The following is a 13,899-nucleotide window of genomic DNA, read 5'->3' as shown; positions in this document are numbered from 1 at the left end:
AAAGCTTTAAATTATTAAAAAAGCACCATTTTTATATCAAACTGGTGCTTTTTTGTTTCTTGTGAACATAAAACCAGCATTTAAGCAAGTTAAGTGTAATGTGGTGTAATATTGGATCGATCATTGCTAAATAACTTTTAACAATAAATAAACGTCACTTTTGTGACTCTCTGTTTCACAGCGTAAATAAGGAAACATTATGTTAAAGGTAATTAAAACTTTAGTATCAAAACAACGTTCAGCTCAAAGCGCTAGCCAAATCAATTCTCTTTCTGGTAAGGTAATTAAATCTGAAAAGTTTTTAGAGCAAATTACTGGCGCTCGCGGTGGTGGTCTTGTTGACAGTGGTTACCGTCCAAAAGACCAAACAGCCGAATAATTGCTCCTGCTAACTCTTATGGTGGATATATTTTTAACTCAATCAGCTTAGGCTTACACTTTGATACAATAATTTTAATAGGTATGGTTTTGGCTTTTTTGCTGAATCTATTCTTTTTTGTGTCTGGAATTAGTAAAAATATATCCCTCCTTTTAGCTTCCTTTTTAATGGCTGCATCATACTTTACAAGTAATCATTTTATAAATTTATCTGCAGATAGAATGTATATGTATATCTCGTGGATAGTATATGACATAGTCACTATAGGCATGATTTTATTAGCGCATAAAGTTTGGAAACAAAAACTTTGTATTGCTGTTAAATATGTAATTCTTGGCCTTTCATTAAATGCTTTATTATGTCTGATTATACATATAGATCTTAGGGTACTTTGGAATTCTGAACCTTGGTGGTTCTGGTATTTTTATACTTTAGCGATTAATACAATAGACGTAGTTATGGTTGCAGCTTTGATACTTGATCGGGATTTTTTAGGTATGAAATTTATCAATCATAAAGTTAAAAAGTATTTTTCAAAAAAACAAAAGACTATCTCTGCTTAACAATTTATGGGGCAAATATGACAAGAGGCTCCTCTTGTTGTTAGCCCTGAAACCGATATTACCCTCAATAAATAGGTTCATTTCGCCGCAAAGCTTGTGTCTCTGAGTAATAGCGTTTACCTTGTCACACTGTTTTAGAAGAACTTAGTGGTTCTCTAAGACTTTTATATAAAGATTAATTGCTTCAGGTTATGTACTACTGTGGGTCTCTTCTTCTCCTCGGCGGCTTTTACTAGTTTTTTATCAAATTTTATAATTTGGTGCTTTTTAATGGCTACCTTATTAAATTTTGTGAGAATGTCTGGTTGGCAATTTCAAAGTGCTGACAAAGCAAGATTTAAAGAGCCTATGCAGCTTGCTACCATAATGTTTCTTTCTTATTTCTTTGGCAGTGTCATTGATTACTTTGTAAATCTGAAAGAATTAATTTCTTATTATCACCCAAATAGCTATTATTTTTTCCTCGATATCTTAACTGCATTGCTTATTTCTATAGTAGTTAAAGTGCGCTCAAAGCAGGGGCAAGTATGCAAATTTTATTTATTATGTGGGTTGCTGTTTAACGCATCTCTCTTCTTAATAATCCAAATAGAAATTTTCCTTATATACGAGGGCTTTAAGCCTTATGAACATTGGTGGCTTTGGTATATGTTTTCTATTGGTATTAATTCTTCCGACGCCATGATGGTTTTAGTACTAATACTTCAAAAGGACTTTTTCAGACTTTACCTTCTGAGCCGTAAGATAAGAGAATGTTTTTGATGGTATCAATACTCTTGAGACTTATTATTTTTGTATAAGCTTGATTATATTACTTATCAATTACAAATACTAAACTCAAATTAGTGATTTAAATGATAGAAACTTTGTATCTTTTTGGTGAAATACTGTACTTCGAGCCAGTAGTACAGTTTCTATACGGCCATACTACTACGTTTATCTTTTTTATGGTGCTTCTGGTGAACTTTGTCAGAACATCTAGAGATAGTAAGAGCTCTATGAAAAAAGAGCAAGCGCACGAAATTTTGATTTTGTCACTTGTTATGTTTGTTTCATACGCGATTCCAATGCCATTCGATTATATATATTGGCTTTCAGAGAAGCGCTCTGTTTACATACCTAATACACCATATATGGTGCTGGATATTCTTACGATTCTGTTTATTTACAGCTTTGTCAAAATAGGAACCAATTTGGGCAAATTGTGTCGTTTTTATTTAACGGTTGCACTTGGAGTGAACGCCTTGTTGTTTTTCTTACTACAGCTTGATCTTTTGCTTATATACGAGGGCTTGAAAAAGAGTGACTTTTGGTGGTTTTGGACTTTATTCAGCTATGGAATAAACGGTTCAGATCTCATCATGGTCTTAGTTTTGGTGATACAAAAAGACTTCTTAGGTTGGTATAAACTGAGCGAAAAAATTAAGGGCGCTGAGTCGCGCCCTTAATTAAAATTGAATTTCCCAGCTTGCTGAGACAGCGGTGTGGGTTTCAGACTCTTTGGGTAGTTTATCCTGCCAAATACTCAATCCTAATTTGCCTAGGCCTTTAAAGAAGCCCTGTTGATAACCGACTTCAAGTAGTGTTCTATCAAGCTCTAATGTATCAAAATCGATTTGCTTAAGTTTTGCGTAGCCACCGAAGCCTGCAAGACGATAATAATCAACTCCTAACGTGATACTCTTAGCTTGCGGACCCATTGCGGCACCCAGCCACTGGTTTCTATTTGTATAATCACCGCCCGTTTCCGGAGTGGTAAAATTGCATTGAAAGCTGGCTTGCTCTGCCTGACACTCAACGAGTGTATCGCTGATTTCAATAAAACCTTTGGCACGATATTGTGCATCAGACATATAGCTTTCAACACCGATTGTGTAGTTGGTGTTGTCGGCGAGTAGTCCTTTATCATTCTCACCAGCGAGCTCAGCATAAACTGCGAAAGGTACGCCTTGTATTACTGAAGAGTATTTTGCATCTAGGCTAGTTAAGCGTTGTTTTGTATGTAATTCAGGTTGCTGTTCATCTGAGTGGAAAATAAAATCGCTTGCAGTTGAACTAAAAGCAACTTCTAAACCAGCTAAAGGCATACTTGATAAGCGTATACCCCAAAAGTCACCCTTTTTCTTACTGGTTAAATTCGGTTTCTGTTTTGCGGCAATCGCTGTGATTTGCCAGGGGCCGATAAAAGAAAGAAATGATGGACCTTGATAATCGGTATTAGCTCTGCTTAAACGCACCGCTTTCATAGGCGCGGCATGATTGCTTAGTAATAAAGCTTGCTCGTTGCCAGGGCCCCACCAATAATTTAACTGCTCAAGACTGGCAGACCAGTTGTCGAGTAATACCGCAACATGGCTACCGTAGTGGTTAATGTATTTCTTATCTAGCGCATCGTCAGTGTAATTTACCTGTACTTTCGCACTGACATTTTTATTGGTGATCTGGCCAAAGGTTTTCACGCCAGATTTAGCACCTTGACGCTCACCAAACCCCTCCCTTAATTCTGGGTCCTGATTGTAGAAGGCGCGAATACTTGAACGGCGTTGTTGTTTTGCATTTGATAAAGCATGCTTGACATGCGCAAGTGCAAATTTTGCCGGCTCAGGTACTTCATTCATATCAACCGCAGCCAAGTCTTGCACTATACCTCGCCATAATAATGGGTATTGATTGACAGGTCGTTGAATTAGGTTGTAGCTAACAAGTAAGTCTATAGAGTGCTTAAGCTGCGCTTGTTCAGCTTCTATCCATGGGCTAGAGAAAGCAGAGAAGCTGCTAAGGCTGATTGCTAAGGCTAATATTTTTAATTTCATCCGTGTAACTTTTCCAATAAGGCCGTGGCAACAATCGGGTCTACAAACTCGGTTACATCTCCATGATGTAAAGCAACCTCTTTGACGAGTGTTGAGGAGATGAATGAGTTTCTTTCTGAAGGTGTTAAAAATACGCTTTCAAGATCGGGATTGAGTCGCCGGTTCATATTCGCTAGCTGGAACTCATAGTCAAAATCCGAGACCGCGCGAATGCCGCGAATTAATACCTGGGCATTTTGTTGCTTAGCTAAATCGACTAATAGTCCAGAAAAGCCTATAACTTTAACATTTTTGAATTCACTCAACACTTGTTCAGCGAGTGCAACGCGCTCATCTAAGTTAAAGCAAGGCTTTTTACTAGGGTTGTTGGCAATGGCGAGTAATACGACATCAAACATTTTTGCAGCACGCTTAATTAAGTCAGCGTGACCGTTTGTTAGTGGATCAAATGTGCCAGGGTAAAGTGCAGTTACTTTCATAACAATGTAGTCAGAATAAAATTTGCCTAATATTATCAAGCTTTGCGCTGAATTACACTGGTCTGCTTTGCTAGTTGTTGCTTATAACCGCAGCGTTTTAGTGGTATTTTCAATGTTGTGATAACTATACTATCCGTGGTCTTATTTATAGTGAATTGCACATAAATTATGTGATATGACAGAATCCAATAAGTAATCATGGCTGATTTTAGTTATTATAACCGTCATTAATAGCGTGTCTGAGAGCAGGATATGAATACCAAGGAAAAAATTATTCGTACCAGTATTGCCTTATTTAACCTTCATGGGGAGCGAGCGATTACGACTAATCACATCGCTTCAAATTTAGGAATAAGCCCTGGCAATTTGTATTATCACTTTAAAAATAAAGAAGATATTATCCGCAATATCTTCAACTTATACCGAGAGCACTTAAGTACTCACTTTAAACCGCTTGATACTAGTCATGAACCACTAGAGCAACTAACTCAATATTTGGATTCTCTATTTGAATTGATGTGGCGTTATCATTTCTTCTATGACAATTTGACTGATATTTTGGCGAAAGACAGTGAGCTAAAAAAAGAATATATCGCGTTTCAAGCAGACTTATTTAACCAAGTTCGCTCGGTGGTGATCGGTTTACGTACGGCAGGCGTAATAGAAATCACTGACGAAGATGCGTCCGAGTTTGCGCACATGTTAAAAATGACCGTCAGTTTTTGGACGCCTTATGTTAAAGCGCGTCGTATGACTGGGGTGTTAGAGCAACAAGATATATACAACGGTATTGTTAAAGTGCTGGTTTTAGTTAAACCATACTGCACAACTTTGAGTTTCAAAAAAATTAGTGATCTGCAAAAGCAATATCAGCAGCTTGCTGATGAAGCACTGCCAAGTATTGCCTAATCGCGTCAATATTGTTTATTTCCTCATCGCATAGAAATTTGTTATAATCGCGCGCCCGACTTATGCGGCGCGCATTCGCCCACCTAAAGAGTGTTTCTATGCTTAAATTTATCGTAAAACTGCACCCTGAGATCGCGATCAAGAGTAAATCTGTTCGTAAACGCTTTACTAAATTACTTGAGAAAAACATCAAGATGATTCTAATTCGTCGAGATGAAAAAGTTCGCGTAAAAAATAACTGGGATAATATTGCAGTTGAAACAGATATCATTGATGCACAAACGCGCGATTGGTTTATTGATAATCTAAAGCGTGTGCCAGGTATAGTGCAATTTATTGAAGTGCAAGAAACACCTTTTGAAACTTTAGATGATATTTACCAGCGCACATTAGAGCTTGCGAGTCATACCATTGAAGGTAAAACCTTTTGCGTACGAGTGAAGCGTAATGGTAATCATGACTTCACCTCCAGCGATGTTGAACGTTATGTTGGTGGTGGTCTTAACCAAAATGTAGAAGGGGCGAAGGTTAAGCTAAGTAAGCCAGAAGTCACGGTTAAGATTGAAATCAAAAAAGATTTAGCTTACATCGTTACCCATACACACTATGGTATTGGTGGCTTTCCTCTACCAACTCAAGAGGATGTGCTCTCACTTATTTCGGGTGGCTTTGACTCTGGCGTTGCAACATACCAAATGATGCGTAAAGGTGCGCGTACTCACTTCTTATTCTTTAATCTTGGCGGTGCTGCACACGAAATTGGCGTGAAGCAAGTCAGCCATTATTTATGGAAGCAATTTAGCTCGACACACAAAGTTAAGTTTATAACCGTTGATTTTGAGCCTGTGGTGGCTGAGATCCTAGAAAATGTCGAAAATGGTCAAATGGGCGTAGTGCTTAAGCGTATGATGATGCGAGCAGGGGCAGCGGTGGCAGATAAAGTTAATGCACAGGCGCTTATTACTGGTGAAAGTGTAGGGCAGGTTTCAAGCCAAACACTGGCAAATTTAAGTGTGATTGATCGTGTAACAGAAACCTTGATTTTGCGTCCGCTTATTCAACACGACAAAGCTGATATTATTAAGATCGCACGTGAAATTGGTACGGTAGAAATGGCAGAAGCTATGCCAGAATACTGTGGTGTGATTTCGCAAAAGCCGACTGTTAAAGCAAAAATTTCAAAGATCTTGGAAGAAGAGGCCAAGTTTGACTTTGATGTTTTAGACACTGTAGTGAAAAATGCCACAGTAAAAGACATTCGCGATATTGAAGCAGAAGCGAAAGAAGAAGTTAAAGAAGCAGAAACAGTGAGTGAGCTGCCTGAGAATGCAGTTGTAGTTGATATTCGCTCACCGGAAGAAGAAGATGCGAACCCACTTGAACTAGAAGGCGTTGAAGTGGAGCATATTCCATTCTTCAGACTCGCGACTAAATTTGGTGACTTACCTCAAGATAAAGAGTACTACTTGTATTGTGCTCGTGGTGTGATGAGCCAGTTACAAGCGCTGATCTTGCACGAAAATGGGTATACAAATGTGAAGGTTTATCGCCCTTAGGTAAATCCTAAAAGACAGTAAAATAAAAAAGCCGGGTAACCCCGGCTTTTTTGTCTCAAACTGACCACTAATTAGTAGGTGTCAGTATTACTGCCCATTACTTAAGTAATGACTCAGTTAATGTAGGACGAATTTCTTTTACGATCTGTTGGCAAAGCTTAGGTGAACCACACACGATGTTACCGCTTTTCGTGTAGTTAGTACCGCCTGCAAAATCAGTGATCATGCCGCCAGCTTCTTTAACTAATAATTCACCAGCTGCTGTATCCCATGGCTTAAGACCGATTTCGAAGAAACCATCAATACGACCTGCTGCAACATAAGCCATATCTAATGCCGCAGAACCTGCACGACGAATATCAGCTGTGTGAACAAATAATGCTTTGAATGCGTCAGTATATGCATCAATGTGGTGTTTTTGCTTGAATGGGAAACCAGTAGCTAGCACAGTACCTGCGATTTCGTTGTTTTTAGCAACACGAAGACGCGTGCTGTTTAGCTGTGCGCCTTGGCCACGAGAAGCTGTGAATAGCTCACTACGTACAGGGTCGTAGATAACCGCTTGGTCTAAACGACCTTTTACTTTAAGTGCGATTGAGATGGCATAATGAGGAATGCCTTTGATGAAGTTTGTTGTGCCGTCTAATGGATCGATGATCCACTGATAGTCAGCATCTTTACCCTCGGTAACACCTAGTTCTTCACCCACGATTGAGTGCTCTGGATACGCTTTTAAAATCGTTTCACGGATAATAGCTTCCGCTTCTTTATCTACGTTAGTAACAATATCGTTGCTGCCTTTTTGTTGGGCTTCAACACGTGATAAATCTTCACTTGCACGTAAGATCACTTTAGCTGCATTACGCGCAGCGCGTACCGCAATGTTTAACATTGGATGCATAGCATTACCTTTGGGTTGTAAAAGAACAGTATAAATTCGTTGCCCACTGACAATGCAGTAAGCACAGGACGGCGTATTCTAGCGATTTTTACCTTAAAGTAAACCCAAAAAACAAAATAAAATTGTTGTTTTTTTGACCGCGTTGAAATTGCTATTAAAAAATATAAACGAAGATTTTGAGTGGCAGAAAAAGGCTGTGGTAAACTTAGCCAATTATCAATTTTCGTCGTAAAGGCATAGTGAAATGGCATTAGAAGATATTCGTATTGTGTTAGTTAACACCTCTCATTCTGGCAATATTGGTTCAGTTGCACGTGCAATGAAAACCATGGGGTTATCAAAACTATATTTAGTTGACCCGGCTTGTGAGGTGGATAGCCATGCCAGTGCGCTCGCAGCTGGCGCAACTGATGTACTAGGTAATAGCGTGACGGTGAGCAAGTTAGAAGAAGCCATTGCTGACTGTTCACTAACCATTGGTACAAGTGCGCGTTCACGTACCTTATCTTGGCCAATGGTAGAGCCAAGAGAGTGTGCTCAAAAATTGGTTGATGGATCTGAAAGCGGCCCTGTAGCTTTAGTTTTCGGTCGTGAAAACAGTGGCTTGACTAATGAAGAACTGCAACTTTGTAACTACCACGTATGTATTCCTGCAAATCCTGAATATAGTTCATTAAACCTTGCGATGGCTGTCCAAACCCTTACCTACGAAACGCGTATGGCGTTTTTAGACAAGCAAGACAAGCCAGTAGAAGAAGACGACACAGTTTACCCAAGCTCTCAGCAAATGGAGCTGTTCTACGAGCATTTAGAAAGCACATTGAAAGAAACCGGTTTCATCATCAAGCAGCATCCGGGCATGGTAATGACCAAGCTTAAACGTCTGTTCAATCGCGCCCGTCCAGAAGATCAAGAGCTTAATATTTTACGCGGTATTTTGACTTCAATTAACAAGTCTACAGGCAATAAATAACCCCTGATTATTTTTTGTTTAATACTTGACTAATTTAGTCGGGTAATTACAATGAGCAATACTTGAGTAAATTACTCGGGTATTGCACTTGTTACTTTAGTGGTAAGTGTAGTGAGTAATACTTGACTATCCTAGTCAGGTAATTAAAATTCACCACCTGATAAAACGCTGAGGGGGCAACAATGAAACTAACATCTAAAGGCAGATACGCAGTCACAGCGATGCTCGATGTTGCTTTGCACGCCGATGTTGGCCCAGTTCCTTTAGCTGATATTTCTGAAAGACAAGAAATATCATTATCTTACCTAGAACAATTATTTGCTCGTTTACGTAAACATGGCTTAGTGAGCTCTGTGCGTGGACCGGGCGGCGGCTATTTACTTGGCCGAGATTCGCAAACTATCTCTGTAGGTGATGTGATTAATGCAGTCGACGAGTCAGTTGATGCAACCCGTTGTCACGGTGAAGGCGGCGGTTGTCAGAACGGCATGCGTTGTTTAACTCACACACTATGGTCTGATCTAAGTGAGCGTATTGCTGAGTTTTTAAATAATATTTCCCTAGCTGAGTTAGTCGCCAAATCTGATGTGCAGTCAGTTGCTTCTCGTCAAGATAGCGCTGTTAAAACTGCCATAAAGCAACTAGATAACATTCAAGTGAGCTGTCAACTTTAAGTTGGCGTCAAGCGGAGAAACCAATGAAATTACCGATATACCTAGATTATGCAGCAACCACTCCGGTTGATCAGCGCGTTGCAGATGAAATGATGCAATGTCTGACTATGGATGGCAATTTTGGTAACCCAGCATCACGTTCACACCGTTTTGGTTGGCAGGCCGAAGAGCTAGTGGACCAAGCGCGTAACGATATCGCTGATTTAATTAATGCAGATCCGCGTGAAATTGTTTTCACTTCAGGCGCGACAGAATCAAATAACCTAGCAATCAAAGGCGCAGCTAACTTCAACAAGAAGAAAGGCAAGCACATCATCACGGTTAAAACTGAGCACAAAGCCGTTTTAGATACATTCCGTGAGCTAGAGCGTCAAGGTTTTGAAGCAACTTACTTAGAAGTTGAAGAAAACGGTTTACTTGACCTTAAAAAGTTAGAAGCAGCAATGCGTGATGACACAGTGCTTGTGAGCGTGATGCACGTGAACAATGAGCTAGGTGTTATTCAAGATATTACGACCATCGGTGAGATGTGTCGTGAGCGCAAGATCATGTTCCACGTAGATGCAGCACAAAGTGCAGGTAAAGTAAAAATCGACTTACAAGAACTAAAAGTTGATTTCATGTCTTTCTCTGCGCATAAAATCTATGGTCCTAAAGGCATTGGTGCACTTTATGTTCGTCGTAAACCACGTGCTCGTCTAGAAGCACAAATGCACGGTGGTGGTCATGAGCGTGGTATGCGCTCTGGTACGTTAGCGACTCACCAAATTGTTGGTATGGGTACTGCTTTCCGTGTTGCTAAGCAAGATTTCGAAAAAGACCATGCGCACATCAGCACGCTTCGTAAGCGTTTAATTGATGGCTTGATGAGCATGGATGAAGTGTATTTCAACGGTGCGATTGAGCAATCAGTACCAGGCATTTCAAACATCAGCTTCAACTTTGTTGAAGGTGAGTCATTACTAATGGCTGTAAAAGACATCGCGGTATCTTCTGGTTCTGCATGTACTTCAGCAAGTCTTGAGCCATCGTATGTATTACGTGCGCTAGGTCGTAATGACGAGCTAGCACACAGCTCAATTCGTTTCAGCATCGGTCGATTCACGACTGAAGAAGAGATTGATTACACTGTTGAGTTACTTAAAAACTCAATTGGCCGTCTTCGTGAAATGTCTCCACTTTGGGAGATGCACCAAGAAGGTATTGATTTAGATAGCGTTGAGTGGACTCACCACTAATTTAACGTGTAGCAAGTTTATAGCGGGTAGCGAGGAAAGAATTATGGCGTACAGTGATAAAGTAATTGATCACGTAGAGAACCCAAGAAACGTAGGTGCTCTAGATAAAAACGATCCAAGCGTTGCAACAGGCATGGTGGGTGCACCTGCATGTGGTGACGTTATGAAGCTGCAGATCAAAGTGTCTGAGCAAGGCGTTATTGAAGATGCTAAGTTCAAAACTTATGGTTGTGGTAGTGCGATTGCATCATCTTCACTGGTAACAGAGTGGGTGAAAGGCAAAACACTAGACGAAGCTTCTGAAATCAAAAATACAGATATTTCTGCTGAGCTAGAATTACCACCGGTAAAAATTCACTGCTCAATTCTAGCTGAAGATGCGATTCAAGCTGCAATTGCAGATTACAAAAGCAAACAAGCTAAATAAGAGAGAGCGGCATGGCAGTAACATTAACTGACGCGGCGGCTAATCGCGTTCAGACATTCTTAGCTAATCGTGGCAAAGGCATCGGTCTTCGTTTAGGTATTAAAACAACAGGCTGCTCAGGCTTAGCTTACGTATTAGAGTTCGTAGACGAGTTAGACGAAGGTGATGAAGTGTATGAGCATAATGGTGTTAAAGTCATCATTGATGCGAAAAGCATGGTTTACCTTGACGGTACAGAGCTTGATTACACGAAAGAAGGTCTAAACGAAGGGTTTAAATTTACTAACCCGAATCAAAAAGACGAATGTGGCTGCGGCGAAAGTTTTACAGTGTAACTGACCTTGCTGTTGTTAACAAAGCCCTGCCTTGGTAGGGCTTTGTTGTATAATATCATTTAGCATAATAATTTTAGCGCTTTTGAATGAGTTAACTTAATGCATTACTTTGAATTGTTTGATATTCCCGTTTCATATGATGTTGATCTAAATGCCATTAATACCCGCTATTTAGAGTTACAACGTATTGTTCACCCAGACCGATATGCTGGTAAAAGTGAACGCGAAAAACTGCTGGCTGTACAAAAAGCTGCAGAGATCAACGATGCATTAGCGGTGTTAAAACACCCAGTGAAACGCGCTGAGTATATGTTGAGCGAAAAAGGCAAAGACATTCGCGCTGAGCAGCAGACTTTACAAGATCCGATGTTTTTAATGCAGCAAATGGAACTGCGAGAAGCGCTAGAAGATCTTCCGCAGAGTAACGATCCTGAAGCAGCTATCGAGGATTTTGAACAAGAAATTAAGCTACTTGATAAACAATATTCAGCACAACTCTCATCACAATTAAGCAGTGATGACGATGCACAGTTAGACGCTGCAGCTGATAACATTCGAAAGCTAAAATTTGTATACAAATTGCGTGATGAATTAGCACGCATAGAAGACAGTTTATTCGACTAAACCAAATTGGTTTAATACTCAAACTACAATTAGTTGCAGGTAGGCGCAATCGAGAGAAAGCCCATGAGCATAGATTTTCTATGTAATCGGGGGGCGAGAGCAGTCAACACCGCTGCAGCTTTAAGTAGGAAGGGTATAGACACGAACCTAAGAACGTAGAGCATTATGGCACTATTGCAAATTGCTGAGCCGGGGCAGAGCGCGGCACCTCATGAACATAAGCTAGCTATTGGCATTGACCTTGGTACCACAAACTCTTTGGTTGCGACGGTACAAAGTGGTGAAGCCAAAACCCTAACAGATTTTGATGGCTCAGCGATGTTGCCATCTGTGGTTCGTTACGAAGCTGATAAGATCACGGTGGGCCAAGCTGCCGCTGCGGCATCAGCAGAAGACCCGACTAATACGTTAATTTCAGTAAAGCGCTTCTTAGGAAAGTCTCAAGCTGAGATTGAACAAAGTTATGGGCAACTGCCTTATGAGTTCGTGGAAAATAATGGCAGCTTAGCCATTAATACCCTAGTGGGTGCAATCAACCCAGTACAAGCATCAGCAGAGATTTTAAAGTCACTTAAAGATCGTGCAACAGCCAGTTTTGCTGGTGAAGACATTAAAGGGGCTGTGATCACTGTACCTGCCTATTTTGATGATGCACAGCGTCAAAGCACCAAAGATGCTGCAGAACTTGCTGGTCTAAATGTTCTGCGTTTATTGAATGAACCAACAGCTGCTGCCGTTGCTTATGGCCTAGATTCAGGTCAAGAAGGCGTGATCGCCGTTTACGATTTAGGTGGCGGTACATTTGATATCTCTATCTTACGTTTAAACCAAGGTGTATTCGAAGTATTAGCAACGGGCGGTGACTCAAGCCTTGGCGGTGACGACTTTGACTCTGCACTTGTTGCGCATTTTAAAGAACAAACGCAAATAAATGATTTAAATAATTCAGAGTTGCGTTTATTCATCAATAAAGCCAAAGCCTGCAAAGAAGCGCTATCGAGCTACGAAACCGTTAATGTTGGTTTAGAGCTACGTGATACAGCTCACACAGTGACAGTAACACGTGCTCAGTTTGCTGAAATGGTGATGCCGTTAGTGAAAAAGACATTACGTGCTTGTCGCCGTGCAGTAAAAGATGCTGATGTATCGCATGAAGAAATCTTGCAAGTTGTTATGGTCGGTGGTTCAACCCGTATGCCTGTTATTCGCGAGCAAGTTGAAGTGTTCTTTGATAAAAAGCCACTGACTTCTATCGACCCAGATCGCGTGGTCGCCATCGGTGCTGCGATCCAGGCAGATATTCTCGTAGGTAACAAGCCAGATTCAGACATGTTACTGTTAGATGTATTGCCACTATCTCTAGGCCTGGAAACAATGGGCGGGCTGGTTGAGAAAATCATCCCGCGCAACACCACGATTCCAGTCGCACGTGCGCAAGAGTTTACCACGTTCAAAGATGGTCAAACGGCCATGTCATTACATGTATTGCAAGGCGAACGTGAACTAGTAGATGATTGTCGTTCACTGGCTAAATTTAGCTTAAAAGGTATTCCTGCAATGGCAGCTGGTGCAGCGCATATTCGCGTCACCTTTAAAGTGGATGCAGATGGCTTGTTAAGCGTTTCTGCGATGGAGAAATCAACGGGCGTGCAAGCAGAGATCCAAGTTAAGCCTTCATTTGGTTTGTCTGATGATCAAGTTGCGCAAATGCTTAAAGATTCAATGAGCAATGCCAAAGAAGATATGCAAGCGCGTATGTTGAAAGAGCAACAAGTTGAAGCGCTTCGCGTATTAGAAGCATTAGAAGCTTCTTTATCAACAGATAGCCAATTATTAAATGATAACGAATTAGCTGCGCTTCGCAGTGAAATGCAAAAGTTGTCTGATTTACGTGAAACTGCGACTTCACCAGATGAAATTAAAACAGCCATTGAAGCTGTAGATGCGGCAAGTAGTGAATTTGCTTCGCGCCGTATGGATATGTCAATTAAACAAGCCCTTACAGGGCAATCTGTAGACGAGGTATAA

16 protein-coding genes are annotated in these 13,899 nt (G+C 40.6%); 13 read left to right on the top strand and 3 right to left on the bottom strand.

Annotation, left to right across the window (positions count from 1 at the left end):
• The first annotated feature begins 199 nt into the window (after positions 1 to 199).
• The 4 genes from CWB72_RS00165 to CWB72_RS00150 all read left to right on the top strand — a co-directional run bounded on the left by CWB72_RS00165 (position 200) and on the right by CWB72_RS00150 (position 2,390).
• Positions 200 to 379 (top strand): hypothetical protein, encoded by a 180-nt coding sequence (locus CWB72_RS00165; protein WP_138628365.1) that lies wholly within the window; start codon positions 200 to 202, stop codon positions 377 to 379.
• 89 nt (positions 380 to 468) lie between these two features.
• A complete protein-coding gene (locus tag CWB72_RS00160; protein ID WP_138628363.1) occupies positions 469 to 942 on the top strand; it encodes a hypothetical protein in 474 nt (157 codons plus the stop codon).
• Between the two features lie 270 nt (positions 943 to 1,212).
• A complete protein-coding gene (locus CWB72_RS00155; RefSeq protein ID WP_138628361.1) occupies positions 1,213 to 1,704 on the top strand; it encodes a hypothetical protein in 492 nt (163 codons plus the stop codon).
• A gap of 236 nt (positions 1,705 to 1,940) precedes the next feature.
• Positions 1,941 to 2,390, top strand: coding sequence for a hypothetical protein (locus tag CWB72_RS00150; RefSeq protein ID WP_138628359.1), 450 nt, complete (start codon positions 1,941 to 1,943; stop codon positions 2,388 to 2,390).
• Here CWB72_RS00150 and CWB72_RS00145 read toward each other — a convergent pair whose 3' ends face one another.
• A complete protein-coding gene (locus CWB72_RS00145) occupies positions 2,391 to 3,755 on the bottom strand; it encodes a capsule assembly Wzi family protein (protein WP_138628357.1) in 1,365 nt (454 codons plus the stop codon).
• Positions 3,752 to 4,234, bottom strand: a complete 483-nt coding sequence (gene coaD, locus CWB72_RS00140; protein ID WP_138628355.1) for a pantetheine-phosphate adenylyltransferase — start codon at positions 4,232 to 4,234, stop codon at positions 3,752 to 3,754. Before coaD ends, CWB72_RS00145 begins: the two co-directional genes overlap by 4 nt.
• A gap of 252 nt (positions 4,235 to 4,486) precedes the next feature.
• Between coaD and CWB72_RS00135 the strand changes: the two genes are divergently transcribed.
• Both CWB72_RS00135 and thiI read left to right on the top strand, forming a co-directional pair.
• The gene (locus CWB72_RS00135; protein WP_138628353.1) at positions 4,487 to 5,143 is read left to right on the top strand and encodes a TetR/AcrR family transcriptional regulator; all 657 of its coding nucleotides are present in this window, start codon (positions 4,487 to 4,489) and stop codon (positions 5,141 to 5,143) included.
• Between the two features lie 98 nt (positions 5,144 to 5,241).
• Positions 5,242 to 6,699: a tRNA uracil 4-sulfurtransferase ThiI gene (gene thiI, locus CWB72_RS00130; protein WP_138628352.1), complete on the top strand. Its 1,458-nt coding sequence runs from the start codon at positions 5,242 to 5,244 to the stop codon at positions 6,697 to 6,699.
• A gap of 97 nt (positions 6,700 to 6,796) precedes the next feature.
• Here thiI and suhB read toward each other — a convergent pair whose 3' ends face one another.
• Complete coding sequence (gene suhB / locus CWB72_RS00125; protein ID WP_138628350.1) at positions 6,797 to 7,600, bottom strand: inositol-1-monophosphatase; 804 nt, start codon at positions 7,598 to 7,600, stop codon at positions 6,797 to 6,799.
• A gap of 244 nt (positions 7,601 to 7,844) precedes the next feature.
• Between suhB and trmJ the strand changes: the two genes are divergently transcribed.
• The 7 genes from trmJ (at position 7,845) to hscA (ending at position 13,899) form a co-directional block, all read left to right on the top strand.
• A complete protein-coding gene (gene trmJ, locus CWB72_RS00120; RefSeq protein WP_138560529.1) occupies positions 7,845 to 8,573 on the top strand; it encodes a tRNA (cytosine(32)/uridine(32)-2'-O)-methyltransferase TrmJ in 729 nt (242 codons plus the stop codon).
• 182 nt (positions 8,574 to 8,755) lie between these two features.
• On the top strand, positions 8,756 to 9,247 hold the full coding sequence (gene iscR / locus CWB72_RS00115) for a Fe-S cluster assembly transcriptional regulator IscR (RefSeq protein ID WP_058031051.1): 492 nt from the start codon (positions 8,756 to 8,758) through the stop codon (positions 9,245 to 9,247).
• Between the two features lie 23 nt (positions 9,248 to 9,270).
• Positions 9,271 to 10,485, top strand: a complete 1,215-nt coding sequence (locus CWB72_RS00110) for an IscS subfamily cysteine desulfurase (protein WP_058031050.1) — start codon at positions 9,271 to 9,273, stop codon at positions 10,483 to 10,485.
• A 43-nt stretch (positions 10,486 to 10,528) separates the two neighbouring features.
• On the top strand, positions 10,529 to 10,912 hold the full coding sequence (gene iscU / locus CWB72_RS00105) for a Fe-S cluster assembly scaffold IscU (RefSeq protein WP_138628348.1): 384 nt from the start codon (positions 10,529 to 10,531) through the stop codon (positions 10,910 to 10,912).
• 11 nt (positions 10,913 to 10,923) lie between these two features.
• Positions 10,924 to 11,247 carry an iron-sulfur cluster assembly protein IscA gene (iscA, locus tag CWB72_RS00100; RefSeq protein ID WP_058031048.1) on the top strand — a complete coding sequence of 108 codons (324 nt, stop codon included), beginning with the start codon at positions 10,924 to 10,926 and terminating at the stop codon, positions 11,245 to 11,247.
• A gap of 99 nt (positions 11,248 to 11,346) precedes the next feature.
• Positions 11,347 to 11,871: a co-chaperone HscB gene (gene hscB, locus CWB72_RS00095; protein ID WP_138628346.1), complete on the top strand. Its 525-nt coding sequence runs from the start codon at positions 11,347 to 11,349 to the stop codon at positions 11,869 to 11,871.
• 165 nt (positions 11,872 to 12,036) lie between these two features.
• Positions 12,037 to 13,899, top strand: coding sequence for a Fe-S protein assembly chaperone HscA (gene hscA, locus CWB72_RS00090; protein WP_138628344.1), 1,863 nt, complete (start codon positions 12,037 to 12,039; stop codon positions 13,897 to 13,899).

It is taken from the genome of Pseudoalteromonas phenolica, assembly GCF_005886345.1.
GTDB classification, from domain to species: domain Bacteria; phylum Pseudomonadota; class Gammaproteobacteria; order Enterobacterales; family Alteromonadaceae; genus Pseudoalteromonas; species Pseudoalteromonas phenolica_A.
The sequence above is the reverse complement of the archived record's forward strand: the minus strand, read 5'-3'. Positions and strand labels throughout refer to the sequence as shown.

What these genes read in the sequence shown, in the direction of transcription:
- CWB72_RS00165 (WP_138628365.1), top strand. Translation starts at nt 200, where the DNA reads ATGTTAAAGGTAATTAAAACTTTAGTATCAAAACAACGTTCAGCTCAA.
- CWB72_RS00155 (WP_138628361.1), top strand. Translation starts at nt 1,213, where the DNA reads ATGGCTACCTTATTAAATTTTGTGAGAATGTCTGGTTGGCAATTTCAA.
- CWB72_RS00150 (WP_138628359.1), top strand. Translation starts at nt 1,941, where the DNA reads ATGAAAAAAGAGCAAGCGCACGAAATTTTGATTTTGTCACTTGTTATG.
- CWB72_RS00145 (WP_138628357.1), bottom strand. Translation starts at nt 3,755, where the DNA reads ATGAAATTAAAAATATTAGCCTTAGCAATCAGCCTTAGCAGCTTCTCT.
- coaD (WP_138628355.1), bottom strand. Translation starts at nt 4,234, where the DNA reads ATGAAAGTAACTGCACTTTACCCTGGCACATTTGATCCACTAACAAAC.
- CWB72_RS00135 (WP_138628353.1), top strand. Translation starts at nt 4,487, where the DNA reads ATGAATACCAAGGAAAAAATTATTCGTACCAGTATTGCCTTATTTAAC.
- thiI (WP_138628352.1), top strand. Translation starts at nt 5,242, where the DNA reads ATGCTTAAATTTATCGTAAAACTGCACCCTGAGATCGCGATCAAGAGT.
- suhB (WP_138628350.1), bottom strand. Translation starts at nt 7,600, where the DNA reads ATGCATCCAATGTTAAACATTGCGGTACGCGCTGCGCGTAATGCAGCT.
- trmJ (WP_138560529.1), top strand. Translation starts at nt 7,845, where the DNA reads ATGGCATTAGAAGATATTCGTATTGTGTTAGTTAACACCTCTCATTCT.
- iscR (WP_058031051.1), top strand. Translation starts at nt 8,756, where the DNA reads ATGAAACTAACATCTAAAGGCAGATACGCAGTCACAGCGATGCTCGAT.
- CWB72_RS00110 (WP_058031050.1), top strand. Translation starts at nt 9,271, where the DNA reads ATGAAATTACCGATATACCTAGATTATGCAGCAACCACTCCGGTTGAT.
- iscU (WP_138628348.1), top strand. Translation starts at nt 10,529, where the DNA reads ATGGCGTACAGTGATAAAGTAATTGATCACGTAGAGAACCCAAGAAAC.
- iscA (WP_058031048.1), top strand. Translation starts at nt 10,924, where the DNA reads ATGGCAGTAACATTAACTGACGCGGCGGCTAATCGCGTTCAGACATTC.
- hscB (WP_138628346.1), top strand. Translation starts at nt 11,347, where the DNA reads ATGCATTACTTTGAATTGTTTGATATTCCCGTTTCATATGATGTTGAT.
- hscA (WP_138628344.1), top strand. Translation starts at nt 12,037, where the DNA reads ATGGCACTATTGCAAATTGCTGAGCCGGGGCAGAGCGCGGCACCTCAT.